The organism is Streptomyces flaveolus (assembly GCF_044765825.1).
GTDB lineage: Bacteria > Actinomycetota > Actinomycetes > Streptomycetales > Streptomycetaceae > Streptomyces > Streptomyces flaveolus.
In genome coordinates, this window is the sequence record NZ_JBIWKU010000005.1 from 562,591 (window position 1) to 580,828 (window position 18,238).

11 protein-coding genes, 2 tRNA genes, 1 pseudogene and 1 riboswitch are annotated in these 18,238 nt (G+C 73.2%); of the genes and pseudogenes, 9 read left to right on the forward strand and 5 right to left on the reverse strand.

Annotated elements, in window-relative coordinates; all coding sequences use genetic code 11:
• The 3 genes and pseudogenes from ACIRG6_RS19015 to ACIRG6_RS19025 form a co-directional block, all read left to right on the forward strand.
• Positions 1 to 372, forward strand: a pseudogene (locus ACIRG6_RS19015) (DEAD/DEAH box helicase); the annotation flags it as partial.
• A gap of 155 nt (positions 373 to 527) precedes the next feature.
• A complete protein-coding gene (locus ACIRG6_RS19020; protein ID WP_364675123.1) occupies positions 528 to 2,063 on the forward strand; it encodes an amino acid permease in 1,536 nt (511 codons plus the stop codon).
• A gap of 107 nt (positions 2,064 to 2,170) precedes the next feature.
• Positions 2,171 to 2,243: transfer RNA gene (locus ACIRG6_RS19025), tRNA-Lys, on the forward strand.
• Positions 2,244 to 2,304: 61 nt separating this feature from the next.
• On the opposite strand, the gene ACIRG6_RS19030 is transcribed toward ACIRG6_RS19025, so the two are convergent.
• Entirely contained in the window at positions 2,305 to 4,611 is a 2,307-nt protein-coding gene (locus ACIRG6_RS19030) for a peptidoglycan recognition protein family protein (protein ID WP_364675120.1), read from the reverse strand.
• A 258-nt stretch (positions 4,612 to 4,869) separates the two neighbouring features.
• On the opposite strand from ACIRG6_RS19030, the gene ACIRG6_RS19035 reads away from it, so the two are divergent.
• The 5 genes from ACIRG6_RS19035 to ACIRG6_RS19055 all read left to right on the forward strand — a co-directional run bounded on the left by ACIRG6_RS19035 (position 4,870) and on the right by ACIRG6_RS19055 (position 10,051).
• Positions 4,870 to 6,003, forward strand: a complete 1,134-nt coding sequence (locus ACIRG6_RS19035; protein ID WP_403323637.1) for a dihydrofolate reductase family protein — start codon at positions 4,870 to 4,872, stop codon at positions 6,001 to 6,003.
• A 52-nt stretch (positions 6,004 to 6,055) separates the two neighbouring features.
• Positions 6,056 to 6,129 (forward strand) — tRNA-Met (locus ACIRG6_RS19040).
• Between the two features lie 162 nt (positions 6,130 to 6,291).
• Positions 6,292 to 7,494, forward strand: a complete 1,203-nt coding sequence (locus tag ACIRG6_RS19045) for a PP2C family protein-serine/threonine phosphatase (RefSeq protein ID WP_364675114.1) — start codon at positions 6,292 to 6,294, stop codon at positions 7,492 to 7,494.
• A gap of 260 nt (positions 7,495 to 7,754) precedes the next feature.
• Positions 7,755 to 7,912, forward strand: a riboswitch (cyclic di-AMP (ydaO/yuaA leader).
• Between the two features lie 10 nt (positions 7,913 to 7,922).
• Entirely contained in the window at positions 7,923 to 8,954 is a 1,032-nt protein-coding gene (locus ACIRG6_RS19050; RefSeq protein WP_364675112.1) for a M23 family metallopeptidase, read from the forward strand.
• 152 nt (positions 8,955 to 9,106) lie between these two features.
• The gene (locus ACIRG6_RS19055; protein ID WP_364819690.1) at positions 9,107 to 10,051 is read left to right on the forward strand and encodes an aldo/keto reductase; all 945 of its coding nucleotides are present in this window, start codon (positions 9,107 to 9,109) and stop codon (positions 10,049 to 10,051) included.
• A gap of 19 nt (positions 10,052 to 10,070) precedes the next feature.
• Here ACIRG6_RS19055 and ACIRG6_RS19060 read toward each other — a convergent pair whose 3' ends face one another.
• The 4 genes from ACIRG6_RS19060 to ACIRG6_RS19075 form a co-directional block, all read right to left on the reverse strand.
• The gene (locus ACIRG6_RS19060) at positions 10,071 to 11,438 is read right to left on the reverse strand and encodes a PrsW family intramembrane metalloprotease (RefSeq protein WP_392147114.1); all 1,368 of its coding nucleotides are present in this window, start codon (positions 11,436 to 11,438) and stop codon (positions 10,071 to 10,073) included.
• Positions 11,439 to 11,448: 10 nt separating this feature from the next.
• Positions 11,449 to 12,246: a tRNA (guanosine(46)-N7)-methyltransferase TrmB gene (gene trmB, locus ACIRG6_RS19065; RefSeq protein WP_392147112.1), complete on the reverse strand. Its 798-nt coding sequence runs from the start codon at positions 12,244 to 12,246 to the stop codon at positions 11,449 to 11,451.
• 392 nt (positions 12,247 to 12,638) lie between these two features.
• The gene (gene lhgO / locus ACIRG6_RS19070) at positions 12,639 to 13,859 is read right to left on the reverse strand and encodes an L-2-hydroxyglutarate oxidase (RefSeq protein WP_364675100.1); all 1,221 of its coding nucleotides are present in this window, start codon (positions 13,857 to 13,859) and stop codon (positions 12,639 to 12,641) included.
• Between the two features lie 85 nt (positions 13,860 to 13,944).
• Positions 13,945 to 15,366 carry an MFS transporter gene (locus ACIRG6_RS19075; RefSeq protein ID WP_239765727.1) on the reverse strand — a complete coding sequence of 474 codons (1,422 nt, stop codon included), beginning with the start codon at positions 15,364 to 15,366 and terminating at the stop codon, positions 13,945 to 13,947.
• A 713-nt stretch (positions 15,367 to 16,079) separates the two neighbouring features.
• Here ACIRG6_RS19075 and ACIRG6_RS19080 point away from each other — a divergent pair.
• Complete coding sequence (locus ACIRG6_RS19080; RefSeq protein ID WP_364819695.1) at positions 16,080 to 18,215, forward strand: asparagine synthase-related protein; 2,136 nt, start codon at positions 16,080 to 16,082, stop codon at positions 18,213 to 18,215.
• Positions 18,216 to 18,238: the final 23 nt, after the last annotated feature.

Sequence of the window (18,238 nt, forward strand, 5' to 3'; positions counted from 1 at the left end):
GACGACCGTGGTGGCCGTTCCTTCGAGCGTCGCGACGACCGCGGTGACCGCGGTGACCGTGGCGGTTTCCGCCGCGACGACCGTCGTGACGACCGTGGCGGCCGTTCCTTCGAGCGTCGCGACGACCGCGGCGACCGTGGTGGCTTCCGCCGCGACGACCGCCCCGGCCACCGTGGCAGCGACCGTCCGTTCAACCGTGACCGCCAGGGCGACCGCTCCGGCAGCGACCGTCCGTTCAACCGCGACCGTCAGGGCGACCGCCCCGGCTTCCGCAGCGGCGGTCACGACCGCCCGTACGGCCGCCGTGACGACCACCGTGGTTCCTCCTTCGGCCGCCGCGACGACAAGCCCCGCTGGAAGCGCAACGGCTGACGCCTGCCAGGAGTACCGAGGGCCGTGGCCCCTGCCCGACCGACCGGGCAGGGGCCACGGCCTTTTCGTGGCTGGGGGACCCTTCGGCCGCGGCAGCCGGTTTCCGGCCACCGAGTGACGCATGTCACGCCCCCGGCATGGGAATTGCTGGGGGCATGACAGATGACGCCAAGGCGAGTGGGCTGTCGGACGAGGAACGGCTGGCCCAGCTCGGCTACACCCAGGTCCTGGCCCGCCGCATGTCGGCGTTCTCCAACTACGCGGTCTCCTTCACCATCATCTCGGTCCTCTCGGGCTGCCTGACCCTGTATCTGTTCGGCATGAACACGGGCGGCCCCGCCGTGATCACATGGGGCTGGGTCGCCGTCGGCCTGATGACCCTCTTCGTCGGCCTGGCGATGGCCGAGATCTGCTCGGCGTACCCGACGTCGGCGGGCCTGTACTTCTGGGCGCACCGCCTCGCGCCGCCCCGTACGGCGGCGGCCTGGGCGTGGTTCACGGGCTGGTTCAACGTGCTGGGCCAGGTCGCGGTGACCGCCGGCATCGACTTCGGCGCGGCGTCCTTCCTCGGCGCCTATCTGAACCTCCAGTTCGACTTCGAGGTCACGCCGGGCCGCACGATCCTCCTCTTCGCCGCGATCCTGGTCCTCCACGGCCTGCTGAACACCTTCGGCGTCCGCATCGTCGGCCTGCTGAACAGCGTCAGCGTCTGGTGGCACGTCCTCGGCGTGGCCGTCATCGTCGGCGCCCTGGCCTTCGTCCCCGACCACCACCGGTCGGCGTCCTTCGTGTTCGGCGAGTTCGTCAACAACACGGGCTGGGGCAGCGGCGTGTACGTCGTCCTGATCGGTCTGCTGATGGCCCAGTACACCTTCACGGGCTACGACGCCTCCGCCCACATGACGGAGGAGACCCGCGACGCCTCCACCGCCGGCCCGAAGGGCATCGTCCGCTCCATCTGGACGTCCTGGATCGCCGGCTTCGTCCTCCTGCTCGGCTTCACCTTCGCCATCCAGTCCTACGAGGGCGCCCTCGCCTCCCCGACCGGCGCCCCGCCCGCCCAGATCCTGCTCGACGCGCTCGGCGCGACCGCGGGCAAGCTGCTGCTGCTCGTCGTCATCGGGGCGCAGCTGTTCTGCGGCATGGCGTCGGTGACGGCCAACAGCCGCATGATCTACGCCTTCTCGCGCGACGGCGCGCTGCCCTGGTCCCACGTCTGGCACTCCGTCAGCCCGCGCACCCGCACCCCGGTCGCCGCGGTCTGGCTGGCCGCGCTGGGCGCCCTGGTCCTCGGCCTGCCCTACCTGATCAACGTGACGGCGTACGCGGCGGTGACGTCGATCGCCGTCATCGGCCTCTACATCGCGTACGTCGTCCCGACCTTCCTGCGCCTGCGCAAGGGCGACGCCTTCGAACGCGGGCCCTGGCACCTGGGCCGCTGGTCGCGGGCGGTGGGCGTGGTCGCGGTGACGTGGGTCGGCGTCATCACGGTCCTGTTCATGCTGCCGCAGGTGTCCCCGGTCACCTGGGAGACCTTCAACTACGCGCCGATCGCCGTCCTGGCCGTCCTCGGCTTCGCGGCGACCTGGTGGCTGGCCTCGGCCCGGCACTGGTTCCTCAACCCCGACCACGAACGCACCCGCGCCCGGGCGGCGGCCCGCGCGAACGCCCCCGAGCCGGTGGACCCGTAGCGGCGTCCCGCCGGCACCCGCCCGACGCGGCCGAGTCCCCGATACCCGATCGGCGTCCCGGCCGCGTCGGGCTATGCTCGGTGTGGCAACATCACGCAACACGCCCTGGGCCCTTAGCTCAATTGGCAGAGCAGTGGACTTTTAATCCATTGGTTGTGGGTTCGAGTCCCACAGGGCCTACCGATGGCACAGCGCCCGGGCCGGCATATGCCGGCCCGGGCGCTGTGGCGTTCTCCGGCCTCTACTTGATGTAGACGAGACCGTCGGTGGTGATGGTGGGACGGCCGCTGGTGCCGACCACGACGATCTTGACGGTGTGCTTGGCGCTGCCGGACCAGGTCTTCGTCCAGATCGCCTGCCGGTAGAGGGTGGTGGAGGACTTCAGGTCGACCGTGCTGACCTTGACGCCGTCGACGTAGACGTACACCTGGCCCGAGCTGGAGGCCCGGGAGGCCACCCAGGAGGCGGAACGGCCGGTGAAGGTCCACGTGAGGGCGGCGCCCTTGCTCCCGCTGGAGTACGACTTGCCGCCCAGGTAGCTGGTGGAGGAACGGCTCGTCCAGCTGCCGGACCTCACCGCCGACGTCTCCTGGAGGATGACCGGGGTGTAGGAGGCGGACGCGTTGCGGTAGTTGCCGGCGTAGTCGTACGCCTGCATCGACCAGGTGGAGGCCGTGCCCGACGTGGCGGTGCGGTTGTTGGCGGTCCAGGTAGGCGGGAAGGTGGTGGCCGTCGGGGACAGCAGCTTCACCCCGCGCAGCGCCTTGTCGTCGGTCGCCTTCCAGCCGAGGGTGACCGGGACGGCGGTGGTGTTGACCGTGCCGGTGCGCAGGGAAAGCGTCGGCGTGGTGGTGAAGACCGGCGCGGTCGTCTCCGCGACGACGGTCAGCGCGGCGGTGGTCACGGCCCTGCCGGACTGGTGCACCGCCCGCACCGCGACGCTGTGGCGCCCCAGGGACAGGGTCGTGTTCGCGGAGGTGGCCGAGCCGGAAGCGGTGACGACGGTCTTGCCGTCGACCAGCAGCTCGTAGCTCTTGACGAGCGACGCGGGCGTGGTGGCCGCCCACGTCACGCTGAGGGCGCCCTTGGTGTAGTACGTCGAGCCGGACAGGGCCGCGCCGCCGACCGAGGCCACCTTCAGCCCCTGCACCGGCCCGGCTGCCCAGGCCCGGACGGTCGGCAGCTGGGCGTAGAGGGAGTTGCCGGGGCACTGGGTGTTGTAGCCGTCGCGGTGACCGGAGATCCGGTTGAAGGTGTACTTGGTGTCCGCGGTGAAGCCGGTGCCGAAGTAGTTCTTCTGGGTGGCCCCGGCGTTCAGCTGCACCGTGCCGGCCGGGTCGGCGCCGTACTGGCCGAGCTTCCACGCGGCGACGCGGGCGACGGAGGCCAGCGCGGCGCTGGTGGCACCGGTGGAGGTGTACTCACCGAGCACCGCGATGCCGGCGGACTCCCGGTTCCAGCCGTAGGTGTGCGCACCGAGCACCGGCAGGTCGGTGCCGCCCTTGCGGCCCTCGAAGACGGTGCCGCACTTGTCGACCAGGAAGTTGTAGCCGATGTCGTTCCAGCCGTTGACCTGCGTGTGGTACGCGTAGATGCCCCGCACGATCGACGCGGAGTCGGCGCAGGAGTAGTCGTTGGCCCCGTCGGTGTGGTGAACGAAGACGGCCTTCACATCGGCGTTGTACTCGGACGGGTCGGGGCTGAGCGACTCGTCGGCGCCCCAGCCGGCGCGCGAGGTCACCGGCGGCTTGGGCACGGTGGACGGCGGTGCGGACGGCGGCGCCGACGGCGTGGTGGCCGACGGGCTCGGGGACGCGGAGCCGGACGGCGAGTCGGTGGGCGTCGGCGCGGCCGTGGTGTCGGTGGGCGCCGGCGACGTGGAATCGGCCGGCGCGGGGGACGTACTGGTCCCGTCGTCCGTCGGCGCCACGGTCGTGCCGTCGGTGGGCGCCGTGGAATCGGTGGGCGTGGCCGCCGGGCTGCTGTCCTCGGCGACGAACGCCGCCGGACCGGTCGCCTGGGTCTCGGCCTTGGTCACCACACCCGGGTCGACGAGGTTGACCTCGAGCCCCTTGGGCAGCGTGCCGGTGGTGCCGTCCTCGTGGAGGACCTGGACCTGGACGCCGTCGGAAGGACCGACCCACAGCGGCTCGGACGCGCCGCGCATCCCGGCCTCCGGGGCCTCCGGCGGGTCGATGTTCACTTCGAGGTCCCGCCAGGCACCCCATTCGCCGCTCTCCAGATCGCGGGTGCGCACCTGCGCCCGGCCGTCGAGCCCCTCGACGGGCCCCGACCAGGACACGCCGACCAGCGAGAACTGCTCGGTCCCCGTGCGCGGCAGCTCCCGCTTGCCGCGCGCGGTGCCCTTCAGCGCGAGGTCGTAGACCTTCACGGGCCGCTTGGCCCGGCCCGCCGCACCGGGGTCGTCGGACGGACTGGCGACCGCGTACGTCACCACGCCCCCACCCCCCAGCACCACGGCCCCGAGCGTCAGCCACGCCCGTCGTTTCAAACTCAGCGGTCTGTACGCATGCGTACGACGACTCATGACAAACCCACCCCACAGGAAGCCGTCAAAGGCCTCAGAAATTAGCGTGCGGCACACCCATCACACGGATGGCCCATCCCTACAGCGCGCCGCGCACGACGAACATCACGGCGGTGGCGACGAACCCACGCGCGCAAAGCCTGTGCAGCACGTCGAGCGGTGGGCCGAGCGACACGGTACCGGGCGCCTGCGGCACGGGCGCCTAGGGTGGCCCCGCCGCACCCGTCGCCCGTCCGCCCGCCTCACCGGAGTACGCCCATGCCCCTCCCGTACGTCCTCCTGTCCGCCGCCGTGTCCCTCGACGGATACCTGGACGACACCGGTCCCGAGCGGCTCCTGCTGTCCTCCCCGGCCGACTTCGACCGGGTCGACGAGGTGCGCGCCTCCGTCGACGCGATCCTCGTCGGCGCCGGCACGATCCGGGCCGACAACCCGCGGCTGCTGGTGAACTCGGCCGGGCGACGGGCCGCCCGGGTCGCCGCGGGGAAGCCGGAGTACCCGCTGAAGGTCACGGTCAGCGGGTCGGGCGAGCTGGACCCCACGGCGGCCTTCTGGCACACCGGCGGCGACAAGGTCCTCCTGACCACCGACGAGGGCGCCCGGCGGGCCCACGCGCTCGGGCTCGCCGCCGACGTCGTACCGCTCGGGGAATCGTTCGAGTGGCGGGCGGCGCTGGAGCACCTGCACGACCGGCGGGGAGTGCGGCGGCTGATGGTGGAGGGCGGGGGGACCGTGCACAGCCGCCTGTTGCAGCAGGGGCTCGCCGACGAGCTGCAGCTCGTCCTCGCCCCGCTGTTCGTCGGCGACCCGGACGCTCCCCGGCTGTTCGGGCCCGGCGACTACCAGCGCGGGCGGCTCCGGCTGGTGGAGACGCGGCGGATCGAGGACGTCGTGCTCATGCGCTACCGGCCGACCGCCCCGGGCGCCGCCGCTCACGTGTCCGCCGCCGACCGGCACTGGCTGGCGCTCGCCTGCGAGCTGGCCGAGCTGTGCCCGCCCTCCGGCACGGCGTTCAGCGTGGGGGCGGTGGTCGTCGCCGCCGACGGGACGGAGCTCGCGCGCGGCCACTCGCGGGAGGGCGGCGACCCGGTCGTGCACGCCGAGGAGGCCGCGCTCGCCAAGACCGACCCGGCCGATCCGCGGCTCAGGACCGCCACGGTCTACAGCAGCCTGGAACCGTGCGCCCGCCGTGCCTCCCGGCCCGCCCCCTGCGCCCGGCTGATCCTCGACGCCGGGGTACGCCGGGTGGTCACGGCCTGGCGGGAGCCGGACACGTTCGTGCCGGGGGCCGACGGCAGCGGGGTGCTCGCCGCCGGGGGTGCCGTCGTCGTCGTCCTGCCGGAACACGAGGCGGCGGCGAAGGGTCCGAACCGTCACCTGCTGGGCCCCTGAGATACGCGTGTGCGTTCCGCCCCCGACATGACGTACACTGGAGACACAACGACGCGGGGTGGAGCAGCTCGGTAGCTCGCTGGGCTCATAACCCAGAGGTCGCAGGTTCAAATCCTGTCCCCGCTACTCAAGGCCGAAGGCCGGAATCCATAAGGATTCCGGCCTTCGGTGTGTTTGCGTCTGCGTCACCCGACCGGCCCTCACGGCTCGCTCCCCGCCCCTCCTCCGGGAAACCTGGAAGGCGGGACGGCAAGCGGCGTGGACGTGCAGGGGGGCGGGAGACGAGTGGTGCGGCCAGGTGACGTGGACGACGAGGCACCGTATGCCAGGGCCGGTGGCCGGCTGCCCGGCGACCCCGTGCCCGACCCCGGTCTCGGCGCCGCCCCGATGCCCGTACCGCCCGTCCGGCCGGCGCGGCGGCGACCCCCGTACGGCCGGACCTTCGTGCGCCTGCTCCCCGTCCTGCTGATCGCCGTGGCCGTCCTCTACGACCTCTTCACCCCCCGGTACTTCACCGCGGGGCCCCTCTGGACGGCCGCGCCCCTGGTCGCGGCACCCCTCTACTCACGTCGCGGCACCGTGCTCACCGGTGCCGCAGTGATCGCCACCGTCATCGGGCTCCAGCTGAGCAAGGGCGTCATCCACTACGTGGACTCGCTCACCGAACTGATCACCATCGCGACGGTCGCCGCCCTCGCCGTCTTCGTGAACGCCTTCGTCCGCCGCACCGACGAGCGCCTCGCCTCCGCCCGCGAGATCGCCGAGGCCGCCCAGCGCGCCGTGCTGCCCGAGCCCGCCGAGCGGATCGGCGGCTTCGAGATCGCCGCCTGCTACGAGGCGGCGCAGGCCGACGCCTTCATCGGCGGCGACCTGTACGCGGTGCAGGACAGCGCGCGCGGTGTGCGGCTGATCGTCGGCGACGTGCGCGGCAAGGGCATGGGCGCGGTGGCCGCCGTCGCCGTGGTCATCGGTGCCTTCCGGGAGGCCGCCGAGCAGGAGGCGACGCTGGAGGCGGTCGCGCAGCGGCTGGAGCGGGCGCTGGCGCGCGAGGGCACCCGGCGGGACGGGCTGGACGCGTTCGAGGGGTTCACCACCGCCGTCCTCGCCGAACTCCCGCACGGCGACGGGGTCGTCCGCGTCGTCAACCGCGGCCACCCGCCGCCGCTGCTGCTGCACGCCGACGGCACCGTGCACCCGGTGCAGGCCGGGGAGTTCGCTCTGCCGCTCGGGATGGGCGAACTGGGGGTGTGGCCCGACCGGGCGGAGCAGGCCGACTTCCCCGGCGGTGCCACGCTGCTGCTGTACACCGACGGATTGTCCGAGGCCCGCGACGCCCACGGCCGGTTCTACGACCCCCACGCGCGACTGACCGGCCGCGTCTTCCGGCACCCGGCCCACCTGCTCGACACCCTCGCCGACGAGGTGCGCCGGCACGCCGGGGGCGGCACCACGGACGACATGGCGCTGCTCGCCGTACGCCGTCGGCCCTGAGCGGGCGACGACCTTGATCAGTATCACCGGCGGTGACGACACGACCGCCCTCCGCATAACAACTGACACACCGTCATAAACGCGTGATGTGAAGTCGTGATCTGAGAGGCGGTCAACTCGCCCGGTTTTGGCCCTTCGTGAGATGTACGTCCCGGCCGGAATCCTTAATGATCAGACAGAACGGCTTGGAATCAGCACCTCGCGTCTATTAACGTTCGATAACGCAGCGCGGTCGTCCCAGCCGTCACAGAAGGCGGCTCCGTGCGCACGCGCCGAATCCCGCGAGGGAACCGGGGAACCACCACTTTGGGGTGAATCGGGCGTATGCCGCCGTGGAGACACGGCGCGTATACGCGCGTAGGAGACCTTCCTGCTCCGAACCCGTCAGCTAACCCGGTAGGCGGAAGGAAGGAAAGGAGTACGCCCACGTGGCGTCCAACCGGCCTGCCCCCGAGGCCCCGTTCGTGCCGAGCACGCACGACACCGAAACCTTCGGCTACGACGGCTACCGTGCCGAAGAGGGCCCCTGGGAGGAGTGGAACCCCACCGCGGACTCCATCCGTCCCGTACGCGGCCGGCACCGCGTCGCCAAGCAGCGCGGCGGACTCGCCCGCAGCTCCACCGTCCTCGGCGTCGGCGTCATAGCGGCCGTCGGAGCGGGCGGCATGGCGAGCGCCCAGACCGGCAAGCCGCCGGTGTCGATCTCGATGCCCGACCTGCCGAACGTCGGCTCGCTCATCTCCGACGACGAACCGGAGCCCGAGGGTTCCGCCACCCCGCTCAGCGGCATCGGCGCGACCACCACCGACACCGCCGAGGGCACCACCGACGCCGGTGAGGTCCTGCGGGCGCGCATCATGCAGCAGGCCGAGCAGCAGCAGGTCCAGGTCGAGACCAAGGCCGCGGCAGAGGCCGCCGCCAAGGCCGAGAAGGAGGCCGCCGAGGCCGCCGCCAAGGCGGAGAAGGAGGCCGAGGCCAAGGCCGCCGCCGCCAAGAAGAAGGCGGAGGAGGAGGCCGCGAAGAAGGCCGAGGCCGAGCGGCTCGCCGAGCTGGCCAAGCAGTTCACGCTGCCGACCTCCTCGTACACGATCACCTCCACCTTCGGTCAGGCCGGCTCCATGTGGTCCTCCGGCCACCACACCGGCCTCGACTTCGCCGCGCCCACGGGCACCCTCATCAAGGCCGTGCACACCGGCACGATCACCGAGGCGGGCTGGGCCGGCTCCTACGGCTACCGCACGATCCTGACCCTGGACGACGGCACCGAACTGTGGTTCTGCCACCAGTCGTCGATCAACGTCAGCGTCGGCCAGGAGGTCAGCACCGGCGACGTCATCGGCCGCGTGGGCGCCACGGGCAACGTCACCGGCCCGCACCTCCACTTCGAGGTCCACGTCGGCGGTGCCGAGGGCGGGGTCGACCCGGCGGCATGGCTGCAGGACAAGGGCCTCACCCCCTGAGAACAGGGCGTCCGGAAGGGACGCCCACCTCTGGATCCCGGTGGTCCTGACGGCGACCCCCCGACGTCAGGGCTGCCGGTTTGCGCGAACTTTGCGTCCGTTCTCGGCGCCCCGCGGAATGACCAGTTCCGAGGCGCGTGTTGTTGTAGAACATGACTTCTCTGCGCAAACTCGGCTCCTCCGACCTCGAGGTCTTCCCGCTCGCCCTCGGCGGCAACGTCTTCGGCTGGACCGCCGACCAGGACACCTCCTTCGCCGTCCTCGACGCCTACACCGCCGCAGGCGGCAACTTCGTCGACACCGCCGACTCCTACTCCGCGTGGGTCGAGGGCAACAGCGGCGGCGAGTCCGAGACCCTCATCGGCAAGTGGCTCGCGGCGCGCGGCAACCGCGCCGACGTCGTCATCGCCACGAAGGTCAGCCAGCACCCGGAGTACCCCGGCCTGTCCGCCGCCAACATCAAGGCGGCGGCCGACGCCTCGCTGCGCCGCCTGGGCACCGACCACATCGACCTCTACTACACCCACTTCGACAAGCCCGAGGTGCCGGTCGAGGAGATCATCGGCGCGCTCGACGATCTGGTGCGCGCGGGCAAGGTCCGGCACATCGCCGCCTCCAACATCACGGCCGAGCGGCTCGCGGCGTCCCTGGAGTTCTCCGACCGCGAGGGCCTCGCCCGGTACGTGGCCCTGCAGCCCCACTACAACCTGGTCTCGCGCGACACGTACGAGGGCGAGCTGCGCGACCTCGCCGAGCGGGCCGGTCTGGCCGCCGTTCCGTACTACGCCCTCGCGTCCGGCTTCCTCACCGGCAAGTACCGGCCCGGTACGGCCGTCGACAGCCCGCGGGCGGGCGGTGCCGCCAAGCACCTGGAGAGCGAGCGCGGCCGGCGGGTGCTCACGGCCCTGGACGAGATCTCCGAGGCCCACGGCGTGCCGGTCGCCACGGTGGCCCTGGCCTGGCTGGCGGCCCAGCCGACGGTGGCCGCGCCGATCGCGTCCGCCCGGACGGTCGAGCAGCTGCCGGCGCTGCTGGGTGTGGCGGATCTGAAGCTGACGGAGGCGGAGGTGCTCAGGCTGACGGAGGCGTCCGCCTGAGGAGCCTTCTGGGCTGCCGCTACGTCCGGTACGGGTTCTGGGGCGGGTACGCGGTGCGGGGGGCGTAGGCGGGCGTGGCGTACGAGGTGATGTACGGGGCCTGTGCGGTGTACGGGGCGGGCGCGGGCGCCGCGTGCGGCCCGTACACCGGCCAGGGCGGTACGGCCACGGGGACGGGCGGCGCCGTGGCCCGCGCCGCGTGGTCCAGTGCCGGGCGCGCCGTCTCCCGCCGGCGCCACAGCTCGGTCAGCAACTCCCGCTCCCGTACGACGTAGTCGGCGCCCGCCCTGCCCCGGCGGCCGCGCTGCCGCAGGAACGCCAGCGAGGTCGCGTACGCCTCGTACTCCGCCACCGTCCGCGCCGCCGGCTTTCCGGCGTGCCGGCGGGCGTGCTGCCGGGCGATGCGGCGCGCCCGCATCGACCCCAGTACGAACGGCTCGGCCGGCGTCAGCCAGCCGGCCACCGCGTAGACGGGCAGCTCGGCCCGCACGGCGCCGAGTTCGCGCTGCCGGGTCCAGACCGCCAGCCAGGTCAGCAGGCCGAAGGCCGGCACCATGAACGCCCCGTACACCGCGAAGAAGCCGTACTCACCGAGCGAGGCCGAGCCGTTCCACAGCGCGTGCATGCCCATCGCGAGCAGCAGGCCGGACAGGGGGAGCAGCACGCGCCGCAGACGCCGGCGGTCGGCGGAGAGCGCGGCGACGCCGAAGCCGATGCCGGTGAGCACGGTGAACAGCGGGTGGGCGAACGGCGACAGGACGACACGGACGAAGAAGGTCGCCGCGGTCACCGAGGCGATACCCCGGTCGCCGGTGAGCTGGTCGGTGCCGAAGGCGGTGCCCAGGTAGAGGATGTTCTCGGTGAAGGCGAAGCCGGTGGCGGTGACACCGGCTATGACGACGCCGTCGACGATGCCGGTGAAGTTCCGCCTGCGGAAGAGGAAGACCAGGAGGACGGCCGCGGCCTTGGCGGACTCCTCCACGACCGGCGCTATCACGGTGGCGCCCAGGGTGTCCGCGCCCGTGGGATCGGCCGTGGCCGTCGCTATCCATCTCGTCGCGAAGCTGTTGGCGACGATCGCTATCAGCGCCGCCGCGCAGGCACCCCAGGCGAAGGAGAACAGCAGGTTCCGCCAGGGGCCGGGATCGACCCGGTCCAGCCAGCGGAAGGCGGCTATGAGCAGCGGCACGGGGAGGACCGCCAGCCCCAGCCCCACCAGGAACCCCTGGGTGCCGGTCTGCTCGCGCACCAGGGCCAGGATCACCAGGCCGGAGAGCGCGAGCAGGGTGACCAGCGCGCCGTAACGCACCCAGGTGCGCTGCCACCAGTGCGGATGCGTACGCGGATGCGTGGGCGGACGCGTCGGATACGGGGGACAGGTGGCCACGGCATGGACCCTAACCGGTGGGGGGTTGCTCCTGTACGCGACGGAAGAGCAAGTCGTTCACCACATGACCCTTGTCCAGTCCCTGGCCCTCGAAACGGGTCAGCGGCCGGTGGGCGGGGCGCGGCGCGAAACCGCCGTCGGGCATCGTGTTCTCGAAGTCGGGGTGCGCGGTGAGGACCTCGAGCATCTGCTCCGCGTACGGCTCCCAGTCGGTGGCGCAGTGCACGACGCCGCCCGGCGCGAGGCGGGAGGCGGCCAGGGTCAGGAACTCCGGCTGGATCAGGCGGCGCTTGTGGTGGCGCTTCTTCGGCCAGGGGTCGGGGAAGTAGACGCGCAGCCCGGCGAGGGAGCCGGGGGCCAGCATCTCGCGCAGGAGGATGATCGCGTCGCCGTTGCCCACGCGGATGTTGGACAGCCCGTTCCGGTCGGCGAGGCCGAGCAGGTTTCCCTGGCCGGGGGTGTGGACGTCCACGGCGAGGATGTTGGTGTCCGGGTCTGCGGCGGCCATCTGGGCGGTGGCCTCGCCCATGCCGAAGCCGATCTCCAGGACGACGGGGCGGGTGTTCCCGAACAGCTCGGTGAGGTCGATGACCCGCTGCCCGTCGATGTCCAGTCCCCACGTCGGCCACAGCCGCTGCAGCGCGTCCGCCTGCCCGGCGGTGACCCGGCTCCGGCGCGGCTGGAAACTCCGGATGCGCCGCTCGAAGTGCGACCCGGCGGGATCGGCCTTCGGCCCGTCGGGGAACCGGGGCTCACCCTTGGCACGAACCGGCTGCGGGGTCTCGGGGGCATGGCGTGAATCAGACACAGTGAGTCGATTTTACGGCCGGGCGAAGGTGGTGGCCGCCTCGCCCGCCGCAGCCGCGGGCTGTCGCCCGTGCCGTCCCCGGCCGCGGGCAGCGCCTACGCGTCCCAGCTGCGGTCCGCCGTATGCCGTCCCAGCTGCGGGCAGTCGTGCCTCCCCAGTGCCCGGACGGCCTGGGAGGTGCCCCCAGGGGCGGCACAGGTGGGCGGTGGGGGGGAGGCACCTTGCGGCGCCCGGCCGCGCGACCCACCCCCGGCCACACTCACGCAGGGCACCCCGGGTGCCGGGCCACCCGACCCACCCCCGGCCGACACCCCACGCAGGGCACCCCGGCAGCGCCGGGCCGTGCGACCCACCGACGCACCAGCACAGGGCACCCCAGGACGTCGTCCCCGTCACCCCGCCCCCAACGCGGTCAGCGCCCTCCGCCCCACCTCCCGCCCGATCGGCAGCGCGGCCGTCGCCGCGGGGGACGGTGCGTTCAGGACGTGCACCGTACGCGCTCCCTCCTTGATCAGGAAGTCGTCCACCAGCGTCCCGTCCGCCAGCACCGCCTGCGCCCGCACCCCCGCCGGTGCCTCCACGAGGTCGCCCTCCGTCACCGCCGGCAGCAGCCTGCGCACCGCCGACGTGAACGCCCCCTTGGACAGCGACCGCCGCAGCTCCCCCGCGCCGTATCTCCAGTGCCGCCGGGCGATGCGCCAGGAGCCCGGCCAGGTGAGCGTGGCGCCCAGCTCGCGGGGCCGGACCACGCCCCAGCCGTACCCCTCCCGGGCCAGCGCCGGCACCGCGTTGGGGCCGACGTGCACGCTGCCGTCGATGCCGCGGGTCAGGTGCACGCCGAGGAACGGGAACGCCGGGTCCGGCACCGGATACACCAGGCCCCGCACCAGCTCCGGCCGCGCCAGCTCGTAGTACTCGCCCCGGAAGGGGACGATCCGCATCCCCGGGTCGTCCCCCGTCATCCGCGCGACCTCGTCGCAGTGCAGGCCGGCGCAGTTGACCAGGACCCGGGCGCGGATCACGTCACCGGTACGCGTGCGGACGGCGACTCCGAGGTCCGGGCGCCGGTCGATGCGCAGGACCTCCGCGCCGTAGCGGATCTCCGCTCCGGACGCCCGGGCCAGCTGCCGAGCCACTCCGACGTAGTCGCAGACGCCGGTGGTCCCGACGTGTATGGCCGCCAGGCCACGGACCTCCGGTTCGTACTCGCGGATCTGGGCCGAGCCCAGCTCCCGCACGGGGATGCCGTTCTCCCGGCCGCGCTGCACCAGCGCGTGCAGCCGGGGCAGCTCCGCCCGGTCGGTGGCGACGATCAGCTTGCCGGTGACCGCGTGGTCAATGCCGTACTCCGCGCAGAACTTGACCATCTCGGCGGCGCCCCGCACCGCGAAGCGGGCCTTCAGCGAGCCCGGGCGGTAGTAGATGCCGCTGTGGATCACGCCGCTGTTGCGGCCCGTCTGGTGGCGGGCCGGTCCCGGCTCCTTCTCCAGCACCGTCACGCGGGTGCCCGGCGCGGTGCGCGTGATCGCGTACGCCGTCGACAGGCCGACGATTCCGCCGCCGATCACCAGCACGTCGCAGTCGTATGCGATCCCGGTCCGCACGCGTCCCACCTCCCGGTCCCTTCCCGGTCCGTCTCCCGGCTTCGATAGTGCACTGCGCCACTGACAATGCCCTCAAACCCGTGCGGCGCCGGACTCAGGCCGGGGTCACCAGGAGCGGCCGGGCGCGCTCGCGGAGCTCGACCACGCGCGGTTCGTCGCCGTACGGCTCCAGACGGTGCAGGAGATCCTTCACGTACTCGGTGGTACGCGCCGAGGAGATGCGCCCGGCGACCTCGACCGCCCGTACGCCCTGCTCGCAGGCCGCGTCCAGGTTGCCGGACTCCAGCTCGGCCACCGCCGAGACGACGAGCCGCAGTCCGTGCGAGCGTACGAACTCCTCCGTCGGCTGCGACAGGGCCTGCTCGGTGAAGCGGCGGACCTGGCGTGGTGCCTTCAGGTCGCGGTAGCACTCGGCCGCGTCGGCGGCGAACCGGTCGTAGGAGTAGAAACCCAGCCACGTCGGATCGTTGTCACCCGGTCGGGCGCGCTCCAGCCAGCTCTCGGCCGCCTTCAGGGCTGCGCCCGCCGCCGGTGCGTCACCCGCGCGTGCGTGTGCGCGCGCCTCGACCAGGCGGAAGAAGCTCATCGTGCGGGCCGTGGCCAGGCCGCGGTTGCGTTCCAGGGCGGCCTGGGCGAGGTCCACGCCCTCGTCACCGAAGCCGCGGTAGGTGGCCTGGAGGGACATGGAGGCGAGGACGTAGCCGCCCAGGGGGACGTCGGCCGCCGCGCGGGCCAGGCGCAGGGCCTGGATGTAGTAGCGCTGGGCGGCTTCCTGCTGGCCGGTGTCGAAGGCCATCCAGCCGGCCAGGCGGGTCAGTTCGGCCGAGGCGCCGAACAGGGCGCGGCCGACCTCGTCGGAGTAGGAGCCGAGGAGCAGCGGGGCCGCCTCGACGCGTAAGCACTCGGGGACCATCGAGGAACGCCAGTCGCCGCCGCCGTACTTGGAGTCCCAGCGGCGGGCGTCCTCGGCGGCCTCCCGCAGTTTGCGCACATCGCTGTGGCCGACTTTGTGCGGTGCGCCGGAGCCCTCGGCCGGGCTCGCGTCGCGCGCCACCGAGCTGTCGGCCGGGGTTATCAGCCACCGTGAGGCGGGCGTCGCGTATGCGCTCACCGCGAACGAGCCGGCGAGCGACTGCCAGATGCCGCCGCCGGTCCGGCGTCCGGCGAGGTCGAGGCGGTACAGCTCGGTGGCGGACCTGACCGCCTGTCCGACGTCCCGCGGGAAGGCGAGACCCACTTCGGGGGCGGGGTCCGCGTCCGCCAGGCCGATCTCGTGCAGCGGCACCGGACGGCCGAGCTTCTGGCCGATGGCGGCGGCGATCAGGTGCGGAGCCGCACCCTGCGGCACCATGCCCTTCGACACCCAGCGCGCCACCGACGTCTTGTCGTAGCGAAGCGTCAACCCGCGCTGGGCGCCGAGGTCGTTGACGCGCCGGGCGAGTCCTGCGTTGCTGATTCCCGCGAGGGCGAGAACGGCGCCGAGCTTTTCGTTCGGCCCGCGTTGCTCCCTGGACATGCGCCACCCCTCGACACAGACGGCTGCCGCACTGGCATAACCATGCGGCATTCGTAAACCCAGCGTAGTTCGCCGCATCCCATGCGTTAAGAGGCATTGTTCCGGATGGCGGGATTGTGGCCCGTACGGAAGTGCGCTGTCTGTACGGACTGTTGCCGCGTGCTCCCGGTGTGTGGCCGTGCGCCCGTCCGTGCGCTCTTCTCCGGCCACCCGGGGGAGCGGTTCCATGGCGGTGCGTGGGTCGGCCCGCTGTACTGGGTCCAGTGGGCTGGGGGACGCCGCCGCCTACATCCCCGCGGGCGGCGGACCGGTCCGGGAGGCGTGGCCCGTCTCCCGGACTGCGCGCCGCCAGGCGGTGCGCAGAGCCTGTACGGAGCGTGTTCATCACTGTCTGTGTGACGCCTAGTTGGCCAAAAAACGCCCCCCGTGTTCATGGGGCTCCGGCGCCCTCACCATGGGACTTGAGGGCGCGTCGGGTAGCCAAAGGGCGCGTTCCGGGGGCGCATTCGCGTCGCCTGGGCGAGCCCCCCGGAAGGCCGGCGCGCCGTGACCGGCATACGGCCACCGGCACTTGACGTTCTCGCGTGGGTATCCGCGGGGGCGCATTCACGGGAGCACATGCGGCTCCGCCGACGCTCTGCGGCGTGCCCTTCATGGCAGCATGGGGAACCAGTTCGTACGGTGCACTGGTTCCCCGGCCTGTGGAGGCGTCGATGCGGTGGTTGGTGGGGTGGAGCAGCACCGCCGTGGGAGCCGTGGGAAGCGCGGGGGCCGGCGGCTCCGCCGGGGCCACCGGGTACGACGGTGAGACGGTGCAGCCCGTGGGATCCCAGCTCCTGTGGGGCGACCCCGACCCCCTGTGGGCGGTCGGCGACTGGCGCCCCGACGAGGTGCGCGTCGTCACGGCCGACCCACAGACCCGGATCGCCGTCCTCGGCATCTGCGGCGCGTCCGACGAGCAGCTGCGCGTCGGGCTGTTCGCCGCGCGCGGCGGCGCACTGCGGCACCTGACCGCGTGGCCCGGCAGCTACACGGCGGTCGTCCAGGTCGGCCGGCGGATCACCGTCTGCGGCGATCTCGCGGGCGCGCGGCCCGTGTTCCACACCCCCTGGGCGGGCGGCACGGCGTACGCGACCGCCGCGCTGCCCCTGGCCGACCTCGTCGAGGCCAACCTCGACTTCGGACACCTCGCCGCGCTGCTGGCGGCCCCGGACGTACCGGCCGCGCTGGACGACTCCACCCCGTACGACGGCGTGAAGCGCATTCCGCCGGGGCATGCGCTGATCCTGCGCGCCGGGGCGCGCGAGATCGCCGGGTACGAGCAGGTCGCCTCGCTCGCCGTGGCGGCACCGGCCGCCGACCCGGACAGAGCCGTCGACGGCGTGCGGGACGCGCTGGTGGAGGCCGTACGGACCCGCCTCGCCGCGCCCCGGCACGTCCCGGGGGACGGCATCGACCCCGGGCCGGTGCCGGGCATGGGGCCCGCCGAACGGCGCGCCGCGCGCGGGATGCCGGTGCCCGGGATCGGCGCCGACCTGTCCGGCGGACCGGCCTCGGGCACGCTGGCGCTGCTGGCCGCCGGGCTGCCGGGGATGCCGGGCACCGTGCTCGGGCACGGCACGGGAGCGGGCGAGCGGCTGCTCGCCGTCACCTTCAACGACCTGGCCGTCGGCGGACGCGAGTCCGAACTGGAGCGGGCGGGCGCACTGGCCGCCAACCCGCGCCTGCACCACGTGGTCGTCACCGGCGGCGAGGAGGTCCTGCCGTACGCCACGCTCGACGGGCCCCTGACCGACGAACCGGGGTCCTGCCTGGTGTCGGCGGCACGGCACCGGGCACGGCTGGCCGCCGGCAGCGCGGACCACTTCACGGGCTACGGGGCGCGGCAGGTGCTCGACGCCCATCCGGCCCGGCTCGCCGACCTGCTGATGGACCGCAAACGGCGCCATCTCGTCCGTCCGGTCGCCGCGCTCGCCAAGGCCGACGGCTCGGTGCTGGTCCCCGCGCGCGTCTACGCCGCGGCCCGGCGCCTGTCGCGCATGCCCTACCGCGCGGGCGTCGAGGGACTCGCCGAGCGGCTGCTGCGCCGGCGCTTCGACGAGGCGGCCGGCGGGGGCGTGGGCGGCGGTGGTGCGATGGAGGCGTCGCTCGCCGTGCTCACCTGGGCCGGGCCCGGGCCGGCGGCCCGGTGGCTGACCGGGGAGGCGCTCGCTGAAGTATCGGTTCGCCTCCAGGCGTCCACCCAACGGTCCGGGGTCGGGCCGGGGCAGCGGCCCGGTGACTTCCGCGCGCGTGCGGCACTGGCCCGGCAGGCGGCCGAGGTGCGGGTGCTGGAGCAGGCCGCGGAAATCCGCTTCCAGCGGCTGCACGCGCCGTTCCTCGACAACCAGGTCGTCCGCGCCTGCCGTGCGCTGCCGGAGGCGCTGCGCGTCCAGCCCGGGGCACGGGCCGCGATCCTGCGTACGGTGCTGGAGGGCGCCGGGGTGAGCGAGCTGCCGAGCGGATGGGGGGCGCCGACGCAGGCGCTGGCCGCCTCCGCCGCGCGGACGGGGCTGCGGGTCGCCGCCGATTCCCTGCTGGCGCTGTTCGACACGCCGCTGCTCGCGGAGGCGGGGCTGGTCGAGGCGCGGGTCGTGCGCAAGGCGGTGCGCGGGGCGGCTGCGGGCGAGGCGCTGCCGCTGGACGGGCTGGCCGACCTGATCTCGCTGGAGCTCTGGCTGCGCCGCCTCCTCGCCCGCCGGGGCACCTGCTGGACGGGCACCCCGGCACGGCAGCGCGCGGTCCCCGCGGGCATCGCGCCGCAACGGGGGGCGCTGGGCGGCGCGGGGACGGTGGCGCGACGGGGGTGACGGCGTCCGCGTCGGCCCGCCCA

Excerpts from the sequence above, each read along its gene's own strand:
- ACIRG6_RS19055 (WP_364819690.1), top strand. The coding sequence starts at position 9,107 with ATGACTTCTCTGCGCAAACTCGGCTCCTCCGACCTCGAGGTCTTCCCG.
- ACIRG6_RS19080 (WP_364819695.1), top strand. The coding sequence starts at position 16,080 with ATGCGGTGGTTGGTGGGGTGGAGCAGCACCGCCGTGGGAGCCGTGGGA.
- ACIRG6_RS19020 (WP_364675123.1), top strand. The coding sequence starts at position 528 with ATGACAGATGACGCCAAGGCGAGTGGGCTGTCGGACGAGGAACGGCTG.
- ACIRG6_RS19075 (WP_239765727.1), bottom strand. The coding sequence starts at position 15,366 with ATGTCCAGGGAGCAACGCGGGCCGAACGAAAAGCTCGGCGCCGTTCTC.
- ACIRG6_RS19035 (WP_403323637.1), top strand. The coding sequence starts at position 4,870 with ATGCCCCTCCCGTACGTCCTCCTGTCCGCCGCCGTGTCCCTCGACGGA.
- ACIRG6_RS19030 (WP_364675120.1), bottom strand. The coding sequence starts at position 4,611 with ATGAGTCGTCGTACGCATGCGTACAGACCGCTGAGTTTGAAACGACGG.